18 protein-coding genes are annotated in these 18,968 nt (G+C 63.7%); 14 read left to right on the forward strand and 4 right to left on the reverse strand.

Features of this window, described 5'->3' with window-relative positions:
- The first annotated feature begins 2 nt into the window (after positions 1-2).
- The 6 genes from nrdI (at position 3) to RIL96_RS03950 (ending at position 5,456) form a co-directional block, all read left to right on the forward strand.
- Positions 3-488, forward strand: coding sequence for a class Ib ribonucleoside-diphosphate reductase assembly flavoprotein NrdI (gene nrdI / locus RIL96_RS03925; RefSeq protein ID WP_310547688.1), 486 nt, complete (start codon positions 3-5; stop codon positions 486-488).
- A gap of 77 nt (positions 489-565) precedes the next feature.
- Positions 566-2,665, forward strand: a complete 2,100-nt coding sequence (gene nrdE / locus RIL96_RS03930) for a class 1b ribonucleoside-diphosphate reductase subunit alpha (RefSeq protein WP_310547722.1) — start codon at positions 566-568, stop codon at positions 2,663-2,665.
- Between the two features lie 72 nt (positions 2,666-2,737).
- Positions 2,738-3,712: a class 1b ribonucleoside-diphosphate reductase subunit beta gene (gene nrdF / locus RIL96_RS03935; protein WP_310547689.1), complete on the forward strand. Its 975-nt coding sequence runs from the start codon at positions 2,738-2,740 to the stop codon at positions 3,710-3,712.
- A gap of 189 nt (positions 3,713-3,901) precedes the next feature.
- On the forward strand, positions 3,902-4,204 hold the full coding sequence (locus RIL96_RS03940) for a transposase (RefSeq protein ID WP_310547690.1): 303 nt from the start codon (positions 3,902-3,904) through the stop codon (positions 4,202-4,204).
- Complete coding sequence (locus RIL96_RS03945) at positions 4,201-4,515, forward strand: IS3 family transposase (RefSeq protein WP_310547691.1); 315 nt, start codon at positions 4,201-4,203, stop codon at positions 4,513-4,515. Before RIL96_RS03940 ends, RIL96_RS03945 begins: the two co-directional genes overlap by 4 nt.
- A gap of 314 nt (positions 4,516-4,829) precedes the next feature.
- A complete protein-coding gene (locus RIL96_RS03950; RefSeq protein WP_310547692.1) occupies positions 4,830-5,456 on the forward strand; it encodes a Fic family protein in 627 nt (208 codons plus the stop codon).
- Positions 5,457-6,096: 640 nt separating this feature from the next.
- Here the strand turns inward: RIL96_RS03950 and RIL96_RS13310 are convergent.
- On the reverse strand, positions 6,097-6,294 hold the full coding sequence (locus RIL96_RS13310) for a DUF1016 N-terminal domain-containing protein (protein WP_374761839.1): 198 nt from the start codon (positions 6,292-6,294) through the stop codon (positions 6,097-6,099).
- Positions 6,295-6,551: 257 nt separating this feature from the next.
- On the opposite strand from RIL96_RS13310, the gene RIL96_RS03955 reads away from it, so the two are divergent.
- From RIL96_RS03955 to RIL96_RS03965, 3 genes are read left to right on the forward strand one after another with little or no spacing between them, the layout of a single operon-like run.
- Positions 6,552-6,782 (forward strand): PLD nuclease N-terminal domain-containing protein, encoded by a 231-nt coding sequence (locus tag RIL96_RS03955; protein WP_310547693.1) that lies wholly within the window; start codon positions 6,552-6,554, stop codon positions 6,780-6,782.
- Positions 6,779-7,591, forward strand: coding sequence for a thioesterase family protein (locus RIL96_RS03960; protein WP_310547694.1), 813 nt, complete (start codon positions 6,779-6,781; stop codon positions 7,589-7,591). The genes RIL96_RS03955 and RIL96_RS03960 overlap by 4 nt, the downstream gene beginning before the upstream one ends.
- Positions 7,588-8,331 (forward strand): lipoate--protein ligase family protein, encoded by a 744-nt coding sequence (locus RIL96_RS03965; protein WP_310547695.1) that lies wholly within the window; start codon positions 7,588-7,590, stop codon positions 8,329-8,331. The genes RIL96_RS03960 and RIL96_RS03965 overlap by 4 nt, the downstream gene beginning before the upstream one ends.
- Here RIL96_RS03965 and RIL96_RS03970 read toward each other — a convergent pair.
- From RIL96_RS03970 to RIL96_RS03980, 3 genes are all read right to left on the reverse strand, one after another.
- The gene (locus RIL96_RS03970) at positions 8,304-8,945 is read right to left on the reverse strand and encodes an MBL fold metallo-hydrolase (protein ID WP_310547696.1); all 642 of its coding nucleotides are present in this window, start codon (positions 8,943-8,945) and stop codon (positions 8,304-8,306) included. The genes RIL96_RS03965 and RIL96_RS03970 overlap by 28 nt on opposite strands.
- 70 nt (positions 8,946-9,015) lie before the next feature.
- The gene (locus tag RIL96_RS03975) at positions 9,016-10,116 is read right to left on the reverse strand and encodes an S-(hydroxymethyl)mycothiol dehydrogenase (RefSeq protein WP_310547697.1); all 1,101 of its coding nucleotides are present in this window, start codon (positions 10,114-10,116) and stop codon (positions 9,016-9,018) included.
- A gap of 188 nt (positions 10,117-10,304) precedes the next feature.
- Positions 10,305-10,970, reverse strand: a complete 666-nt coding sequence (locus tag RIL96_RS03980; protein WP_310547698.1) for a vitamin K epoxide reductase family protein — start codon at positions 10,968-10,970, stop codon at positions 10,305-10,307.
- A 479-nt stretch (positions 10,971-11,449) separates the two neighbouring features.
- On the opposite strand from RIL96_RS03980, the gene RIL96_RS03985 reads away from it, so the two are divergent.
- The 5 genes from RIL96_RS03985 to RIL96_RS04005 all read left to right on the forward strand — a co-directional run bounded on the left by RIL96_RS03985 (position 11,450) and on the right by RIL96_RS04005 (position 18,893).
- Positions 11,450-14,299 (forward strand): Rne/Rng family ribonuclease, encoded by a 2,850-nt coding sequence (locus tag RIL96_RS03985; RefSeq protein ID WP_310547699.1) that lies wholly within the window; start codon positions 11,450-11,452, stop codon positions 14,297-14,299.
- Positions 14,296-15,555, forward strand: coding sequence for a PucR family transcriptional regulator (locus tag RIL96_RS03990; protein ID WP_310547700.1), 1,260 nt, complete (start codon positions 14,296-14,298; stop codon positions 15,553-15,555). Before RIL96_RS03985 ends, RIL96_RS03990 begins: the two co-directional genes overlap by 4 nt.
- 145 nt (positions 15,556-15,700) lie before the next feature.
- Positions 15,701-17,110, forward strand: coding sequence for a GntP family permease (locus tag RIL96_RS03995; protein ID WP_310547701.1), 1,410 nt, complete (start codon positions 15,701-15,703; stop codon positions 17,108-17,110).
- A gap of 70 nt (positions 17,111-17,180) precedes the next feature.
- Positions 17,181-17,996, forward strand: coding sequence for an SDR family oxidoreductase (locus tag RIL96_RS04000; RefSeq protein WP_310547702.1), 816 nt, complete (start codon positions 17,181-17,183; stop codon positions 17,994-17,996).
- A 105-nt stretch (positions 17,997-18,101) separates the two neighbouring features.
- A complete protein-coding gene (locus RIL96_RS04005) occupies positions 18,102-18,893 on the forward strand; it encodes a CoA transferase subunit A (RefSeq protein ID WP_310547703.1) in 792 nt (263 codons plus the stop codon).
- Positions 18,894-18,968 lie beyond the last annotated feature (75 nt).

Raw genomic sequence — 18,968 nt, forward strand, 5'->3', positions numbered from 1 at the left:
CCATGCAGATGGCACAGGCCCCGTCCCAGGCGTGGGCTCCGGGGAAGCCGCACACTCCGGCACCCGGGGCGGAGACCGCCGCACAGCTGATCTACTTCTCCTCGGCCTCCAACAACACCCACCGGTTCGTGACGAAGCTGGGCTTGGCCGATGACCAGGCCGCCCGGCTGCCGCTGCGGACCAAGGATGAGACCCTGCGGGCCACCGAGCCGTTCGTCCTGATCTTGCCGACCTATGGTGCGGCGGGTGGTCGGGGATCGGTGCCCAAACAGGTCATCAAGTTCCTCAACGTCGAGTCCAACCGGGCTCTGTTGCGCGGAGTGATCGGCGCGGGCAACACCAACTTCTATGACAGCTACTGCATCGCCGGGGACATCGTCGCCCGCAAATGCGGGGTTCCGCACCTATACCGCTTCGAACTGATGGGCACTGCCGAAGATGTGGCCGTCGTGACGAAGGGATTGGAAGAATTTTGGACACAGCAGTGACAGCACCCAGCGGGCGCACCTGGACCCATGGTCACCGGACGCATTCCCACAAGGAGCTTCCCCCGGAGTGGCAGGGGCTGAGCTACCACGAGCTCAACGCCATGCTGAACCTGTATGGGCCGAACGGGGAGATCCAGTTCGAGGCCGACCGGTTCGCCGCACGGCAGTACTTCCTCGACCACGTCAACACCAACACGGTGTTCTTCCATGACCTCGAGGAGAAGATCGACTACCTCGTCGAGCATGACTACTACGAGACCGAGACGCTCGAGCAGTACGACTTCGCCTTCATCAAGTCCCTGTTCAAGCGCGCCTACGCGGCGAAGTTCCGCTTCCCGACCTTCCTGGGCGCGTTCAAGTTCTACACCTCGTATGCGCTGAAGACCTTCGACGGCAAACGCTACCTGGAGCGCTATGAGGACCGGGTCTGCATGGTGGCCCTGCACCTGGCTCGCGGAGATCGTGCCCTGGCAGAGCGCATCGTCGATGAGATCGTCTCCGGTCGTTTCCAGCCGGCGACTCCGACGTTCCTCAACGCGGGGAAGAAGCAGCGCGGCGAGCTGGTCTCCTGCTTCCTGCTGCGCATCGAGGACAACATGGAGTCCATCGCCCGCGGCATCAACTCGGCCCTGCAGCTGTCCAAGCGCGGTGGCGGGGTGGCGCTCTCGCTGACCAACCTGCGCGAGGCCGGTGCGCCGATCAAGCAGATCCAGAACCAGTCCTCCGGGGTGATCCCGGTGATGAAGCTGCTGGAGGACTCCTTCTCCTACGCCAACCAGCTGGGGGCGCGGCAGGGCGCCGGTGCGGTGTACCTCAACGCCCATCACCCTGATATCCACCGCTTCCTGGACACCAAGCGGGAGAACGCGGATGAGAAGATCCGTATCAAGACGCTCTCGCTGGGTGTCGTCGTCCCGGACATCACCTTTGAGTTGGCGAAGAAGAACGAGGACATGTACCTGTTCTCCCCGTACGACGTCGAGCGGGTCTACGGGAAGCCGTTCACAGAGATCTCGGTGACTGAGAAGTACTACGAGATGGTCGACGACGCACGGATCACCAAGACCAAGATCAACGCGCGGGAGTTCTTCCAGACTCTGGCGGAGATCCAGTTCGAGTCCGGGTACCCGTACATGATGTTTGAGGACACGGTGAACCGGGCCAACCCGATCGACGGGCGGATCACCATGTCCAATCTGTGCTCGGAGATCCTGCAGGTCTCGGAGCCCAGCGTCTACCAGAACGATCTGAACTACTCGCAGATCGGTAAGGACATCTCCTGCAACCTCGGCTCGCTGAATATCGCCACCACGATGGACTCCCCGGACTTCGGGCAGACCATCGAGACAGCGATCCGGGCGCTCTCGGCGGTCTCGGACATGTCCTACATCGATTCGGTGCCATCGATCGCTGAGGGCAACCGCCGTTCGCACGCCATCGGTCTGGGGCAGATGAACCTGCACGGCTACCTGGCGCGTGAGCGGGTGCACTACGGCTCTGAGGAAGGGCTGGACTTCACCAACATCTATTTCTACACGGTGCTGTTCCATGCTCTGCGGTCCTCGAACCGGCTGGCCATGGAGCACGGGGAAGCCTTCGACGGCTTCGAGCGGTCGAAGTACGCCTCGGGGGAGTTCTTCGATAAGTACACCGAGCAGGTGTGGGTGCCGCAGACTGCGCGCGTGCAGGAGCTGTTCGCCGATGTGCGCATCCCCACCCAGGAGGACTGGCGTGAGCTGAAGGCCTCGGTGATGGAGCACGGGATCTACAACCAGAACCTGCAGGCGGTGCCGCCGACGGGCTCGATCTCCTACATCAACAACTCCACCTCCTCGATCCACCCGGTGGCTTCTCCGATTGAGATCCGCAAAGAGGGCAAGATCGGGCGGGTGTACTACCCGGCGCCGTATATGAGCGAGGACAACCTGGAGTACTACCAGGATGCCTATGAGATCGGCTACGAGAAGATCATCGACACCTACGCGGCGGCCACCCAGCACGTGGATCAGGGGTTGTCGTTGACGCTGTTCTTCAAGGACACCGCCACTACCCGGGATATCAACAGAGCCCAGATCTACGCGTGGAAGAAGGGCATCAAGACCCTCTACTACATCCGTCTGCGTCAGCTGGCCTTGGAGGGTACTGAGGTCGAGGGCTGCGTGTCCTGCATGTTGTGAGATATCCGTACGATCAGACCTCGCTCCGGAGCAGAGATCACCGGAGCTGCTGCATAGGGAGAGACTGCCGCCATGGCTAAGACAAGCACGATCCTCGATCACGTCGAGGCGATCAACTGGAACCGTCTGCAGGATGAGAAGGACGTCGAGGTCTGGAACCGGTTGGTCAACAACTTCTGGCTGCCGGAGAAAGTACCGCTGTCCAATGATGTCCAGTCCTGGTCCACGCTGACCGAGGAGGAGAAGACCCTCACGATGCGGGTCTTCACCGGGCTGACCCTACTGGACACGATCCAGGGGACCGTGGGGGCGGTGGCGTTGATCCCGCATGCGCTGACCCAGCATGAGGAGGCGGTGTACACCAACATCTCCTTCATGGAGTCGGTGCACGCGAAGTCCTATTCGTCGATCTTCTCCACCCTGTGCTCGACTCAGCAGATCGATGATGCCTTCCGTTGGTCCCGGGAGAATGAGAACCTGCAGCGCAAGGCACAGATCGTCATGGATTACTACCACGGTGACGACGGTCTGAAGAAGCGGGTGGCCTCCACCATCCTGGAGTCCTTCCTCTTCTACTCGGGCTTCTACCTGCCGATGCACTGGTCTTCGCACGCGAAACTGACCAACACCGCTGACATCATCCGGCTGATCATCCGCGATGAGGCCGTCCACGGGTACTACATCGGCTATAAGTACCAGCGTGCCCTGGAACAGGAGACCCCGGAGCGCCGGCAGGAGCTCAAGGACTACACCTTCGAGCTGCTCTTCGAGCTCTACGAGAACGAGGTCCAGTACACCCATGACCTCTACGACGGGGTGGGCCTGAGTGAGGATGTGAAGAAGTTCCTGCACTACAACGCCAATAAGGCGCTGATGAACCTGGGCTACGAGGCCATGTTCCCGAAGGACGTGACTGACGTGAACCCGGCCATCCTCTCGGCCCTGAGCCCCAACGCCGACGAGAACCACGACTTCTTCTCCGGATCAGGGTCCTCCTACGTCATCGGCAAGGCCGTGGAGACCGAGGACGAGGACTGGGACTTCTAAGACCCCAGAGCTTGCTCGAGGCCCGACAGGGCTGATGGGAGGCCCGGACCTGCAGGTTTCTGCAGGTCCGGGCCTTTTTCGTGCCTCCATCCGAAGGACAGAGGAGAGCACAGATGAACATCAGTATCGGGTCTGCTGAAGGTTCGGTTGACTTCACGACTGCTTAGGAAGCAGGAAGGATAGTGAGTCATGCCGAAGTTCTATACCGAGGAGTTCAAGCAGACAGCGCTGGATCTCATCGCTGGTGGGATGACCCAGAAGCAGGTCTGTGCTGATCTTGGAGTTTCGAAATCTGCGTTGCAGGCCTGGGTGAAGGGCTCTCGACTGCGCGAACGTGGTATTGAGCCCTCTAACGACCCTGAAGAATCTCGTGAGCAGGCCAAGATGCTGCGCCGGATCCATGAACTGGAGCAGGAGAACAAGGTTCTGCGCGAAGCGGCCGCCTATCTGTCGCAGGCGAATTTGAAACTAGGAGGTTCCCGCCCAAAATGAGTTTCCCGCTGGTCCGTGACCTTGCCGCCGCCGGAGTCCCGGTGGCGGTGACCTGCCGGGTCCTGGGCTTTTCCAAACAAGCCTTCTACAAATGGGGAGCAGCCCCAGTCAGCCATCGGGACTGGCAGGATGCCCACCTGCTCAACGCCGCCTACGACATCCACGCCGATGATCCTGAGTTCGGACACCGGTTCATCGCCGATGAACTCCACACTGCTGGGCACAGGGTCTCTGAGCGGAGGGTGTGGCGGTTGTGCTCTCAGCAGCAGTGGCACGACAAGCGGCCTCATCTAGTATGCCGGTGCAGCTGATCTGGGATAGCCGTCGGTACTGATGGAGGAACAGGTGAGAGTTCGCTCCTAGGGCGCCAGGCAAGACCTGTGGATTATGACGGAAATCCGATGGTGGGGGCTCATCGCGATAGAATCTGGGCCAGAGACCCAGTACGAAGTCGAGACAAGGGGTGAACTGTGAAGCGTCGTATCGTCAGCAAAGAAGCGATCAGACGGTTCGCTGTACGATCCACTAGAGAGTCGGCCAAGCTTGAGGGACGGGCCGTCCCTGTTGGGCACGTTCGTTCAGAGCGAGTGCACCGTTTTCTAGCTGAGCGTCGACAGCGTGCCTGATGTCGTTTATCCCTGGTTATGGTGACACGCCGGTTTCTCCTGATGAAGCCGACGCTCTCCTACCGTCTATCAGGGAACTTCTTGGAGAGCCCATCACGAAGGCGGGCATCTACGACCTTGAACAAGCCGTCCAGGAGGAAGTTGCCGAAGAACTGGTGATCCCAGTCCTGGAGGGAGAACTAAAGATTGATGACTTGGTGAGCGACTTCTTTCTCAGAGAGCTCCACCAGAAGCTCTATGGAGATACCTGGACTTGGGCAGGTACCTATCGGAAGCGCGAACTGAATATCGGTGTCGCTCCTGAACTGATCGCGGTAGAGCTGCGAAACTCCCTCGAGACTATCCGGTATCACTGGGAGCACACTGAGGACTGGAGTGCCCGTGAGCTGGGGATCGCAGTTCATGCAGAAGCAGTACGGATACATCCTTTTGTTGATGGCAACGGCAGAACTACGCGCCTGCTGGCAGATCTTGTCTTTCTCGCGGCTCAGGGTACCGAGGACCTTTGGCAATACGTTTGGGAGCTGGACAAAGTTCGGTACATCAAGCTGCTTCAGCAGTACGATCAGCATCGTAACCCTAAGCTGCTCGCTGAGTTCATAGGAGTCAGCCCACTGGAGGAGTAGACTCTCATTGTGTGATAGGTTGCGCTTAGCAACTAGATGGGGTTTCCCATGGGTCCCGTGCAGGAGGCACGAGTCGCAGATGCCGGCCCGGGAACCGCGAGATTTCATTCCATACAGACCGCGCGACAAAGACTGGAATTTTATCAGCCGCTGATCTTCCCTGAGGCCCGAAAGGGCTGATTGGAGGCCCGTCCGGACCTTTTCCGGATCTTCTTCCGATGAATAAAGGGTAAATTTATAAAACAGTAAAGTTCAGATTTAGTGTGGAGTTCGCGAGTCGTATAAATTTACATTTATAGCGTGGCGAAATATTGATCAATGGTGTCGCATTTATTCGAGATGGGTTTTCTAAGTCTGGTCCGGAGTCGGGGCACCAGGTGCGCGCGTGTTGAAATCTCCAGCCATGAGCGGAGGGCTTGGAAGGTGTGAATCCGTAAGTCTTCAGCTTGGTCTTGAATTATACTCTATCTCTGATGTGATTATTTGGCAGCGGCAACCGTTCCATCATTACGCTATTTGGCCTCGTTTTCAAGATCCAGAAAGTCCAAATTTATAGGTTCTTCAATGACTAGAGCGCGAGATCTGGGTCTGGCTTCGGCAGAATGTCGGAGAAGTCTGTGGCCGCTGCGCCCACTCGCTTTCATGCAGCAGTATCCATCTGCATTGCCAGGACGTTGCGGGAGTAGCCCTTCCCTAGTGTTTCCTCGGCATACCAAAGGTGAGTCTGAGTGTCTTTGAGCTTACTGAGAAGCATGAGGTTGTGGTTCCAGGGCGATTGTCCAAGGGCCTGTCGGACAATTATCTCCTGAGGTAGGGGCTCAGCGAAGGATCGCGTCATGGAAGAGGTCGGGGCGGGAGAATCCCTTCATAATCCGGGAACTCGTTGCGCAGGTCTGCCGCAAGCCGTTCTAGAACCTTGTTACCCCACCCTGGGTGCTTTGGCGCTGAAGGATGCCGTGTCCGATGTACTAGTACAGGCGAATCAGCCAGAGCGCAGGCGCCGACGTCGTACGGTAGATTCGTGCCCGGTATCCTTGGCTGCCTCCTCCGGGTGTCTCCGATGAGCGGCGGCTGATTCCTGACTGAGAGGGAACTATGACCAGGAAGGCCCTGACAGTTCTCGCGTCCGTGATCCAGCTCGGCCTCCAGGCCGTGGCACTGATCGATCTTTCCGCACGCGATGCCCGAGAGGTCCGTGGCCCGAAGTGGGCCTGGGCGCTGGCCAGCTTCGTGAACTTCTTCGGCCCGCTGGCCTATCTTCTCTTCGGTGGTGTCGAGCAACGCGGAACCCGACGTCGTCGAATCCAGAAGGGTGGCAAGCGATGAACAACGAGGCAACGGCACTGGCCGAAGGTGACTTCTACTATGAGGAACTCGGCGGCGGCCGATACCGCTCGACGATCCACGCCCAGGGGGCCTGGAACCCGCACGAGCAGCACATGGCACCCGCCACAGGAATCCTCACCCACGCGATCCAACGGTTCGAACCACGCGAGGAACTGCGCATCGCGCGGATGAGCCTGGACATCCACGGACTCATCCCCGGCGGAGAGATCGAGATCCACACCCGGATGATCCGGCCGGGCCGCACCATCGAACTCGTCGAAGCGGAAATGATCGGCGGCGGGCGGACCTGCATCGTCGCCCGTGCCTGGCGGCTGATCACCGGCGACACCACAGCCGTCGCCGCAGTGGAAGACACCCCCGTCACCGGACCCGAACAGCTCAGCCCCTCAGAGGGCATGGACGTCTGGCCCGGAGGCTATATCCGCGGACTCGAGTTCCGCGAAGTCCCCGGACGCCGGGCAGGGCGGGGAGTGGTCTGGCTGCGTACCCCGTACCCGCTGGTCAGAGGAGTAGAGACTGCACCGGTGGAGCGGCTCCTGGGACTGGTCGACACCGCCAACGGGGTGGCCCCGCGCGCGGAACCCGGACCCAACTCTTGGATGTTCCCCAACGTCGACCTGCAGATCCACCTGCACCGCACGCCGGTGGGCCAATGGCTCGGCCTCGAAGCCCAGCAGACCTACGGTGCAGACGGTATCGGCCTGACCTCCGCGGTCCTCCACGATGTCGAGGGCCCCTTCGGCCGCAGCGAGCAGATCCTCACCGTCCGGCCCGCACCCGGCTCATGACCACCGACGCCCTGGCCGTTATCCGCCAAGACCGAACTCTCGGCGCGGCCGCGGACCTGGACACGGCCATCACCCTGCTCCAAGGAACTCGGGACGGGACGACCCCGGCAACGCTGCGGCTCTACCGCCCCGAACCGACCGTCGCCTTCGGACAGCGCGACACCCGCCTCCCAGGCTTCGGCACCGCCGCCGAAGCCTGCCGTCGTCTCGGATTCACTCCGCTGGTGCGGCGCGCCGGAGGCCGGGCGGCCGCGTACCACCACGGCTGTCTCGTCATCGATCACATCGCTCCCGAACGAGACCCGATCGCTGGTTCTCAGCACCGTTTCGCAGAACTAGGAGAACTCCTCCGCGAAGCGCTGAGACGCTGCCACGTCGACGCCCGCATGGGAGAGCTCCCCGGGGAATACTGCCCCGGGGAGCACACCGTCCACGGAGTGTCCTCCACCGCACCGGACCACCGGGTGAAGCTCATCGGCACCGCCCAGCGGGTCATCAGCACCGGGTGGCTGTTCTCCTCAGCGATCATCGTCGAAGACTCCAGCCCGATCCGCCGTGTCCTCAGTGAGAGCTACGAGGCACTGGGCATGGACTGGGACCCGCTGACCGCAGGAGCCGCTGAGGACCTCACCCCGCAGATCACGGTGGAACAGGTCATCGAAGCCGTATTGAACGTCTACGGCGAGCAGTATCGGCTCAGCGAGACAGCCGCTCACTCACCGCGGTCGATCCACTGTTGAAGGTGCGGCTTCTCTGCGCCGATCGAGGTCTTCGGGCCGTGACCGGTGTGGACGACGGTCGCCTCCGGCAGCACCTCGAAGAGCCGAGTGCGGATAGACTCGATGATGGTCTCGAAGCTGCTGTGGGACTTGCCCGTCGCGCCCGGACCACCTTCGAATAGCGTATCTCCGGAGAACAGCACCGGGGCACCGTCAAGATCCTCGGCGTAGAAGCAGGTCGAGCCGGGGGAGTGGCCCGGGGTGTGGATCGCGGTGAGCTGAGCCCCAGCCACGGTGAAGACGTCACCGTCGCTGATCTCCACCTCCGGGCGCGCGGCCCCGTGGGTCTTCTCCCACAGGACGTAGTCCTCAGGGTTCAGATGGACCCGCCCGCCGATCAGCCGTTGCACGTCGAAGACTTCGGAGACATGGTCATCATGGGCATGGGTGAGTAGGATGGCGCGCACCTCACGCTCACCCACCGCAGCGGCGACACCCTCGGCGTCGTGGGCCGGATCGATGACGATGACCTCGCGCTCGTCACCGACGATCCAGACGTTGTTGTCCACCTCCCAGGTGCCGCCGTCGAGGGAGAAGGTGCCGGAGGTCTCCAAGTGTTCGATGGTCGCTGTCATAAGTGATCACGTGTCCTTCCGGTCAGTCAGTATGGCGGGGTGCAGTGGAACCGTTGGCCCGGAGAATCGGTCAGCTGGCCTCGAGCTCGACCACTGAGCGCAGAACCTCACCGCGGTTCATGGTCTCGAAGGCCTCCTGCACGGCATCCAAGGTGACCCGCTCAGTGACGAAGGCATCGAGATCAAGCCGGCCCTGCTGGTACAGGGAGACGAGCATCGGGAAATCCCGGCTGGGCAGGCAGTCCCCGTACCAGGAAGACTTCAGCGCCCCACCCCGGCCGAAGACATCGATGAGGGGGAGCTCGATCTGGTGGCTCGGGTCAGGAACCCCGACCAGCACCACCCGCCCGGCGAGATCACGGGCGTAGAAAGCCTGCCGGTAGGTCTCCGGACGGCCGACCGCGTCGATCACCACATCAGCGCCGAAACCATCGGTCAGCCGACGGATCGCCTCCACAGCGTCCTCCTCGCCGGAGTTCACCGTCTCAGTGGCGCCCAGCTCACGGGCCTTCTCCAGCTTCCGCGGCGCGATGTCCACGGCGATGATCTTCGTGGCACCGGCCAGCTTCGCACCGGCGATCGCCGCAGTGCCGACCCCGCCGCAGCCGATGACCGCCACGGATTCACCACGCCGGACCTCACCGGTGTTCATCGCCGCACCGATTCCGGCCATCACCCCGCAGCCGAGCAGACCGACCGCGGCATCGGACTCCGCGCCGACGTCATCGATGCGGGTGCACTGACCAGCCGCGACAAGGGTCTTCTCCGCAAAGGCACCGATGCCCAGCGCCGGCTCTAGCTCCGTGCCGTCGAGCAGAGTCATCTTCTGCTCCGCGTTAGCGGTGTCGAAGCAGTACTGCGGCTGACCCTTCCGACACGCCCGGCACTCACCGCAGACCGCGCGCCAGTTCAGGATCACCTTGTCGCCGACAGAGACGTGGGTGACCCCCTCACCGATCTCTGAGACCCGTGCAGTGGCCTCGTGGCCGAGCAGATAGGGGAAGTCATCACCGACCTCACCCTGCTGGAAGTGCTGGTCCGTCTGACAGACACCGCAGGTCAGCGCATCGACGACGACTTCACCCGGCCCCGGATCAGGGACGATGATCTCCTCCACCTCAGCCGGGGCGTCCTTGGACTTCACGACGACGGCGCGGACGGTCTGGGGCATGGCATCCTCCTCGATCAGTGGTCTGGGACCATCCTGTCACCGCGGTGGAGGTGAGTAAACCGTTCTTCCCTACGCTTGAATCCCAGTGCTCAGGCCGCAGAGATGGCCGCAGAGATGAGGGGTGAGTCCGCGGCAGCCTCAGCCCGGATACCTGCAGAGCTCCGGATATCTGCAGAGCTCGAGACGTCTCAGAGCCCGAAAGCCTGCGGCTTCTCCACAATGATGCTCGCCAAGACGAAGAGGTAGATCAGTACTACCGCAACCCACCACCACTCGGCGGTGAGCCGCCGGACCCGAGCTGAAGACGGGATCGTGCCGCGCACCAGATTCGCCGCCGTCACCCCTACGAACAGGGGGATCGTCCCGGCCCAGACCACCATGCAGTAGGGGCACAGCACACCGATGCTGTACACCGCGGAGAACCACAGCCAGGTGCAGAAACCGAAGGCGAAGGTGACCCCCGCCTGCAGGCCCCACCACCACCAGCGCGGCAGCCGCACCGCGGAGAGCACCGTCACGGCAGCCAGCACCACCAGGGGGAAGCCTACGACCCCGATGAAGATGTTCGGGAAGCCGAAGGTCGCCGCCTGCCAGGACTGCATGACCTCGCCGCAGGAGACCCACGGGTTCACATCGCAGGCCGTGACGTGATCGGGATCCTGCCAGAGCAGTACTCGCTCATAGAGCAGCATGAAAGAGCCCACCACGCCGATCGTCCCGGTGAGCAGCATCCAGAAACCCAACGGCTGTGGCCGGGCAATCCAGGCAGCTGCAGCCTGATCATCCGGGCCCGGCTGGCCTGCGGTGGCAGCGTCCCAACGGACCGTGGAACCGGCGTCGATCTCAGTGCTCATAGCCCGCAGTCTACGCCGCGAACCTGCCGACCCAGGGCGGGGCTCCGTCGGCTGCACGCATCGGTGTGCGATACTGGAGCGCATCGGAGGCCGGACCACACCCGGCATCTGTGTAGGCTCAGCCGCCGCATCGGCTGAGACGGCGAGGTCGGCACCCGTCGTGGGCAAGAAGCAGCATCAGCTGCCTCGAGTCCGCACGGCCGTGAAGAACAAGGGCAAGCTGCCGCCGCCGATCACTGATGCGACGAGTGGACGTCGATGCACACCGTGCAGAGCGCACGCCCCATCTTGTGGGGTGTCAGCGCCCGGTGTTCAGGCGACGAGGCTGCGAGATAGGTTTTCGACGACACGTAGGATTCCCCTCGCGCCGCTCCCGCTCCGGTACCCGGGGCAGTTGGTGAGCGGTGCTGAGGCGACCGTATGAGCAGCCGCCGCGTCGGCGAGTGTGGCGCCGCTCGCGTCGGCAGGAGTAACCGGCGATGACGCAGAACGATCAGACACCCACATCCGAATCCAACTCCGCTGAAGCGGAGAACCCCGGCGCAGAGACTGTTGCTGACCCCTTCAACGTGCTCTTCCAGGCCCCGGACCTCTCCGAGGTCGAGCCGGTCCGGGTCAGCCGCCCTGAAGCAGGCGCCGAAGCGGACACCGGAGCAGACACTGAGGACAGCGACGACTCCGGTGACACCAGTGGTGCCGGGGACTCCTCAGAGGATTCCTCCGATTCCTCGGAAGGCGGCCGGCGCAGCCGGCGCAAGCGGCGCCGCGGAGGAGGGCGCAACCGCGGCCGTGGCCAGGGTGACCAGCAGGACCGCCAGGATGAGCAGGACGAGTCCGACACCCCCGGCAGCGCCGATGACAGCAACTCTGAGAGCGGGGATTCTGCAGCGAAGCAGGACCGGGAGAAGAAGCAGTCTTCTAACGGACGCTCCACGAAGAACAAGGGCGGCAACACCCAGGACACGTCCCAAGACAGCCAGCAGGACCGTCGTGGCGAGCGCTCCGAGAATGACAGCCAGGACGGCGAGGGCCACGACACTGATGAGGCTGAGGCTTCCGAGAATGGCTCCGGTGCCGAGGACGAGCAGGTGGTGCGCAAGCGCCGTCGTCGTCGTCGCGGCTCCGTAGACCTTGAGGTCTCCGGCGGTGAGGACGATGACCCCGAGCACACCGTGACCCGGGTACGCGCCCCGCGGGACAACGCGGAGTCTTCTGCCCCGACGAAGGTCACCGGTGTGAAGGGATCCACCCGGCTTGAGGCCAAACGCCAGCGGCGCCGGGCCTCCCGCAGCGGAGGCCGCCGCCGTCAAGTCATCACCGAGGCCGAGTTCCTCGCCCGCCGGGAATCGGTGGACCGGAAGATGATCGTGCGCCAGCGCGGACGCCGTGTGCAGATCGGTGTCCTCGAAGACGGTGTGCTCGCTGAGCACTACGTCTCAGACACACAGCAGGAATCGCTGATCGGCAACGTCTACCTCGGCAAGGTCCAGAATGTGCTGCCCTCGATGGAGGCGGCCTTCGTCGACATCGGGCGCGGACGCAACGCCGTGCTCTACGCCGGGGAAGTGGACTGGGACGCCGCAAACCTCGACGGCGCACCCCGGAAGATCGAGAACGCCCTGAAGTCCGGCGACTCCGTGCTCGTCCAGGTCACCAAGGACCCGGTGGGGCATAAGGGCGCGCGGCTGACCAGCCAGGTCTCCCTGCCCGGCCGCTACCTGGTCTTCGTGCCCGGTGGCTCCATGACGGGGATCTCCCGTAAGCTCCCGGACACCGAGCGCGCCCGGTTGAAGAAGGTGCTCAAGGAGAACATGCCGGAGAACGCCGGGGTGATCGTGCGCACCGCCGCCGAGGGTGCCTCGGAGCAGGAGCTCACCAATGACATCAACCGGCTGCGCTCCCTCTGGGAATCCATTCTCGCCAAGCGCGACGACCGTAAAGTCCTGGCTCCCGAGCTGCTCTACAGCGAGCCGGATCTGACGATCAAGGTGGTCCGTGACGTCTTCAACGAGGACTTCTCCTCCATGGAGGTCGAAGGAGAGGAGACCTGGGACAGCGTCGAGGCCTACGTCACCTATGTGGCCCCGCACCTGCTGGACCGACTCTCCCGCTGGGATGTGGCCGACGACGACGGCAACCTGCCCTCCCATGACGTCTTCGCCCATCACCGTATCGATGAGCAGCTCTCCAAGGCACTGGAGCGCAAGGTCAATCTGCCCTCCGGCGGCTCTCTGGTCTTCGACCGGACCGAGGCGATGACGGTGGTCGACGTCAACACCGGCAAGTTCACCGGTTCCGGGGGCAACCTTGAGGAGACGGTGACGAAGAACAACCTCGAGGCCGCCGAGGAGATCGTCCGCCAGCTGCGGCTGCGGGACATCGGCGGGATCATCGTCATCGACTTCATCGATATGGTGCTGGAGTCCAACCGTGACCTGGTGCTGCGCCGCGTCGTCGAATGCCTCGGCCGTGACCGCACCAAGCACCAGGTTGCCGAGGTCACCTCGCTGGGCTTGGTCCAGATGACCCGTAAGCGGATGGGCACCGGGCTGGTCGAGGCGTTCTCCGAGGACTGTGAGCACTGCGCCGGACGCGGTCTGATCACCCACTCCGAGCCGTTGAGCAGCTCCCAGCCGTCGGCTTCCCCCGGCGAATCGCGTCCCGGACGCGGCAAGAAGCGCCGGAAGGGACGCAACCGTGGCGGGCAGAACGGCCAGCAGGACAACTCCGCGCAGGATGGGCAGAACAGCCGCAACGGCGAGGACACCGAGCTGACCGCCGAGCAGCGCCGTGAGGAGCAGGAGAAGGCCGAAAAGGCAGAGAAGGCACGCCAGGCGATGTCTCAGGTGGCCGCGGCCAGCTCCAACGGCTCCGAGGACAAGTCCCAGGCCGCCGACGGGCAGAAGGCACCGGCCACCCTGACCATCGGTGGTGAAGAGGTTACCGTGCCCAGCTCCGGCCAGCAGGGCTCCGAGTCCGCCCAGCGCACAGCCGAGAAGTCTCCTGAGAAGTCTTCTGTGACCCTGGACAGCCTGGACGCGGCTGTGGCGTCACGCAGTGCAGAACCTGCTCGGGGGCGTCGCCGCCGTCGTGCCGCCAGCTCGGCCCAGGGTTCGGGCGCACCGGTCAACACGGTGGAGACCTCAGCCGAACAGCAGGAAGAATCTGTGGCAACCTTCACGGCCTCGTTCTCAGCGGGATCCTCAGGCGCGGACAGCCTCGCAGAGGAGCCAGCGCAGAAGAACACCGCGGCGGAGCCGGTCATGTTCGGAGTCGGGGTCAGTGCTGATCAGATCGTCCAAGGTGACGGCGGCTCTCACGAAGGATGACTTCCCAGAGGCCGTCAGCCGCGGCACCGGAGCACCGAGGCATGAACCGGCCGGTGGACCGGGTGATGGAGCAGGTGCTCGATGAGCTCTCCTGCGACACCACGATCCTGGAACAGACGATCCGTGATCTGCGGGCCGGCGTCCCGGGGTATGAGAACGTCCCCACGGCTGCGCTGGAGGCCTCCGCGCAGCGGAACATCGCGCTGAGCATCCGTACGGTACGCGACGGAGGCATTCCGGCGCCCGGTGACGTGCCGGAGGCCGATGAGCTGGCTGTGGAACGTCACGGTCAAGGTGTTCCGCTGGGCAGTGTGCTGGCTGGATTCCGGGTCTGCATGTCGGTGATCCTGGACCGTTTGCTGCGCCGTGCCCCGCAGCTGGGTATACCCGCTGAGCAGGTGTTGGACTGCTCGACGATCCTCTGGGCGCTCGGCGATGCGTTCTCCGCACGGGCCGTCGTGGTCTATCAGGAGAAGGAACTCGACCGGGCGCTGGCAGACTCCGCCCGTCAGGCTGAGTGGATCGGTGATGTGGTGACCAGACCGATGGATGAGGCCGAGCGGCGCCGTGGGGCCGCGCTCTACGACGTCCCCACCACCGAGCCGGTCCGCGCATTGGTGGCTGACTCGCTGCCCGGCACGGACCGGGAGCATCAGCGCATGATCGCTCAGTGGGCCGAACAGGCTGGGGTCCAGGTGATGACCGCTGTGCGCGGAGCCCATCTGCTGGGCATCGTCATCGGCACACACCAGCAGGATGTACCCCTGACGGAGCTGACTGTGGGGATGGGCGGTCCGGTGCTGCTCGACGAGCTGCCCCAGTCTTTCGAAGCGGCCTCCCTGGCCTTGGTGACGGCCGCAGAAGTCGGTGCCTGCGGCATCGTCGACGTCGAGGGACTCTCCTGGCGGTTGGGCATCCATACCAGCCCCGAGACCACGCAGATGCTGTGGCAGCGGCATCTGGCGCCGCTGGAGGAGGCCGGGGTCTTCGGTGAGCACATCATGGAAGCCGTGGAGGCGTACCTGCGCTGTCGGATGAGCATCCCGCTGGCTGCCCGGAGCATACCGGTGCACGTGAATACTTTGCGTTACCGGCTCAAACGTTTCGAAGAGTTCACCGGGGCGGATCTGGGCGACGTGGACACGATCGTCGAAGTCTCCTGGGCGCTGGCGGCGCGAGGCGGTCGTGACGGTCGGGTCGCGGCGCATCGGGGGAACCTCAGCCGATCCGCGTCCGAGGGCGAGCCGCAGTTGTAGCTGGCTACAAGATGACGACTCCAGTCTTGGACGGTTCACTGTAGCGCAGATCACGTTCTGGGACGCATGCTGGTCTACGACCACCGGCGCCGGGCACCTGCCTGAGCGGCCGCACCCGTCGACCACCATCCTTCGAGGGGACCCCATGATCCTGGGCATCATCGGCATCGTCGTATCCCTGCTGCTGCTCATCACCTTGGCCTACCGAGGGGTGCCGGTGATCATCGCCGCACCCATCGCCTCCGCCGTGTGCCTGATCTTCTCCGGCGCACCGATCCTGGCCTCCTACACTGAGATCTTCATGCCGGCGATGGGCGACTTCGTCCGCAACTTCTTCCCGGTGTTCCTGGTCGGGGCGATCTTCGGCCTGCTGATGACGGTGACCGGCTATGCCGAATCCATCGCGCGCACCATCACCTCCTGGTTGGGCAGCCGCAGCGCGATCGCCGCCACTGTGATCACCTCCGCCCTGATGACCTACGGAGGGATCAGTCTCTTCGTCGTCGCCTTCGTGATGTACCCGCTGGCCCGAGAGCTCTTCCGCGTGGCTGATATCCCCAGGAGGCTGGTGCCGGGCACGATCGCACTGGGTATCTTCACCTTCACGATGACGGCGCTTCCGGGGACGCCCCAGGTGCAGAACGTCATCCCCGGGCAGTTCTTCGGCACCGGCTCCTATGCCGGCCCGGTCTTGGGGACCGTCGGAGGCGCGATGATCTTCGGCCTCGGTCTGCTGTGGCTGGAGTTCCGGCGGCGCAGTCTCATCGCCAAGGGCGAGCACTTCGACAGCGACGCCAGCCGGCAGGTCATCGGTGGTCCGGCCGACGACGGCGGCTCCCGGACCGCTGTGGCTCTCGCCCCGCCGAACCGTGTGGTGCCGTTTCTGCCGCTGCTGACTGTGGCGGTGGTGAACTTCGCCTGCACGCTGGTCTTCTTTCCCGCCATGGACTGGAGCTATCTGGAGGGGGAGCAGTTCGGCGCCATCACCGTCGATGACCGCGCCGCCCTCTGGGCCGTCCTGCTGGCTATCCTTGCGGCCATCGCGCTCATCGTGCTGCTGAACATCCGGCACTTCGCCGAACTGCGCGCCGGGTTCTATGACGGGGCGAAGCATTCGATGCTGCCGATCTTCTCCACCGCCTCAGAAGTCGGCTACGGGGCAGTGGTCGCCTCGGTCGCCGCCTTCGCAGTCATCCGCGACTCCGTGTTCACCATGGGGGCCAATGCGCTGGTGACCTCCGTGGTGACCACCTCGATCACCGCAGGACTCACCGGTTCCTCCTCGGGCGGGATGACCATCGCGCTCAACGCGCTGGGCGAGGACCTGCGTGCGATGGCCGATCAGGAGGGGATGAGCCTGGAGATCATGCATCGGCTCACGGCCATGGCCGCCGGTGGCATCGACACGCTGCCGCACTCGGGTGCGGTGGTCACGTTGCTCATCGTCTGTGGCCTGACTCACCGCCAGTCCTATAAGGACATCGGCATGGTGACCTTAGTCATCCCCGTCCTCGTCGTGGCGGTCCTCGTCACCGGCGTGTCAGTGGTGGCCTGAATACTGAATCCCGAGCCGATCCCTCTGGGCGGCCGGATGTGAACCCTCGTCTGATCCGAAGGAGAACCTGATGACCAGCACAGATGACACCCGCTCTGAGGCTCGCGATGCCGCTTCGCGTCGTGCCTCAGCCGTGAACCCCGATCTGCTGGCAGGCCGCCGGGCCGTGGTCACCGGGGGTGCCTCCGGCATCGGTGCGGCCTGTGTGCGTGCCTTCGCCGCCTCGGGAGCCGAGGTCACGGTCTGTGACCGCGACGGCGAGGCCGCTGAGGCCCTGGCTGCTGAAGTGGGCGGCCGGGCCTGGACCGTGGATCTGGCCGAGACTGCCGATCTGGAGGACCTGACCCTGGAAACCGACATCCTGGTGCACAACGCCGGGGTGCAGCGGGTCGCCCCGATCCATGAGTACGAGCCGGAGATGTGGCGCTTCATCCACCGGCTCATGGTCGAATCGCCGTTCCTGCTCACCCGGGCAGCGCTGCCGGGCATGTATGCGCGCGGTTTCGGACGCATCATCCACCTGTCCTCAGTCCACGGCCTGCGTGCCAGCGCGTTCAAATCTGCCTATGTCTCGGCCAAACATGCTTTGGAGGGGCTCTCGAAGGTCACGGCACTCGAAGGTGCCCCGCACGGGGTGACCTCCAACTGCATCAACCCGGCCTATGTGCGGACCCCGCTGGTGGAGAAGCAGATCGCCGATCAGGCCCGGATCCACGGCATCGGGGAGGACGAGGTCATCGAGCGGATCATGCTCACCGAATCCGCTGTCAAGCGCATGGTGGAGCCTGAGGAGGTCGCCTCGCTGGCATTGTGGCTGGCCTCTGACGCCGCGGGGATGGCCACCGGCGCCTCCTACACCCTCGACGGCGGGTGGACAGCGGCCTGATGGCGCGCGCCCACGCAGAGACTCAGCCGGTGACGCCAGTCAATGACCACAGCTGATGAGCACAACTGGTGACGACAGCTGATGAGCACAGGGAAGGGAACACGCATGGATAAGACAGTCTCCACCGCCGCGGAAGCCGTGGCGGATATCTCCGATGGAGCCTCACTGGCAGTCAGTGGCTTCGGGCTCTCAGGCAACCCGGTGCAGCTGATCGATGCCCTGCTCGAACAGGGCGCCCGGAGGCTTTCGGTGGTGTCGAACAACTGCGGTACCGATGACTTCGGACTCGGCGTGCTGCTGCGGGCAGGGCGTATCGCGAAGATGACCTCGTCGTATGTGGGGGAGAACCGGGAGTTCGCTCGCCAGTACCTCGAGGGTGAACTGGAGCTGGAACTGGTGCCTCAGGGCACACTGGCAGAGAAGCTCCGAGCCGCAGGCGCCGGGATACCGGCGTTCTACACACGCACCGGAGTCGGTTCACCCGTGGCCGAGGGTGGGATCCCCATGCGCTATGACTCCACCGGTGAGGTGGCCCTGGCCTCATCGCCGAAGGAGGTCCGCAGCTTCGACAGCCTGGGTGAGCCTCTGGACTACGCCTTGGAGGAGTCCATCGCCACGGACTTCGCCTTCGTCCACGCCGCACGAGGTGACCGTCACGGCAACCTGATCTTCCACAAGGCCGCCCGGCAGTTCGGCCCGCCGGCGGCGATGGCGGGGAAGATCTGCATGGCCGAGGTCGAGGAACTCGTCGAACCCGGGGAGATCGACCCTGACGCAGTGCATCTGCCCGGCATCTACGTCCACCGGGTGCTCGAGGTCGGTACGCAGATCGATAAGCCGATCGAGAAGCGCACAGTCCGTGTCGAGGACGCACCGCGTGCCGCAGATGACCGCTGAGCCGTCGAGGAAGAGGAGAGCTAGGGCATGTCTCCCATATGTGGGGTGATTTCTGGTCCAGGGTGGTGTCATGAG

Source organism: Nesterenkonia aerolata, assembly GCF_031470965.1.
Taxonomy (GTDB): Bacteria; Actinomycetota; Actinomycetes; order Actinomycetales; family Micrococcaceae; genus Nesterenkonia; species Nesterenkonia aerolata.

Excerpts from the sequence above, each read along its gene's own strand:
- RIL96_RS03950 (WP_310547692.1), top strand. The coding sequence starts at position 4,830 with ATGTCGTTTATCCCTGGTTATGGTGACACGCCGGTTTCTCCTGATGAA.
- nrdI (WP_310547688.1), top strand. The coding sequence starts at position 3 with ATGCAGATGGCACAGGCCCCGTCCCAGGCGTGGGCTCCGGGGAAGCCG.
- RIL96_RS03945 (WP_310547691.1), top strand. The coding sequence starts at position 4,201 with ATGAGTTTCCCGCTGGTCCGTGACCTTGCCGCCGCCGGAGTCCCGGTG.
- RIL96_RS13310 (WP_374761839.1), bottom strand. The coding sequence starts at position 6,294 with ATGACGCGATCCTTCGCTGAGCCCCTACCTCAGGAGATAATTGTCCGA.
- RIL96_RS03990 (WP_310547700.1), top strand. The coding sequence starts at position 14,296 with ATGACTTCCCAGAGGCCGTCAGCCGCGGCACCGGAGCACCGAGGCATG.
- RIL96_RS03995 (WP_310547701.1), top strand. The coding sequence starts at position 15,701 with ATGATCCTGGGCATCATCGGCATCGTCGTATCCCTGCTGCTGCTCATC.
- RIL96_RS04000 (WP_310547702.1), top strand. The coding sequence starts at position 17,181 with ATGACCAGCACAGATGACACCCGCTCTGAGGCTCGCGATGCCGCTTCG.
- RIL96_RS03980 (WP_310547698.1), bottom strand. The coding sequence starts at position 10,970 with ATGAGCACTGAGATCGACGCCGGTTCCACGGTCCGTTGGGACGCTGCC.
- RIL96_RS03960 (WP_310547694.1), top strand. The coding sequence starts at position 6,779 with ATGAACAACGAGGCAACGGCACTGGCCGAAGGTGACTTCTACTATGAG.
- RIL96_RS04005 (WP_310547703.1), top strand. The coding sequence starts at position 18,102 with ATGGATAAGACAGTCTCCACCGCCGCGGAAGCCGTGGCGGATATCTCC.
- nrdF (WP_310547689.1), top strand. The coding sequence starts at position 2,738 with ATGGCTAAGACAAGCACGATCCTCGATCACGTCGAGGCGATCAACTGG.
- RIL96_RS03940 (WP_310547690.1), top strand. The coding sequence starts at position 3,902 with ATGCCGAAGTTCTATACCGAGGAGTTCAAGCAGACAGCGCTGGATCTC.
- RIL96_RS03975 (WP_310547697.1), bottom strand. The coding sequence starts at position 10,116 with ATGCCCCAGACCGTCCGCGCCGTCGTCGTGAAGTCCAAGGACGCCCCG.
- RIL96_RS03965 (WP_310547695.1), top strand. The coding sequence starts at position 7,588 with ATGACCACCGACGCCCTGGCCGTTATCCGCCAAGACCGAACTCTCGGC.
- RIL96_RS03970 (WP_310547696.1), bottom strand. The coding sequence starts at position 8,945 with ATGACAGCGACCATCGAACACTTGGAGACCTCCGGCACCTTCTCCCTC.
- RIL96_RS03985 (WP_310547699.1), top strand. The coding sequence starts at position 11,450 with ATGACGCAGAACGATCAGACACCCACATCCGAATCCAACTCCGCTGAA.
- RIL96_RS03955 (WP_310547693.1), top strand. The coding sequence starts at position 6,552 with ATGACCAGGAAGGCCCTGACAGTTCTCGCGTCCGTGATCCAGCTCGGC.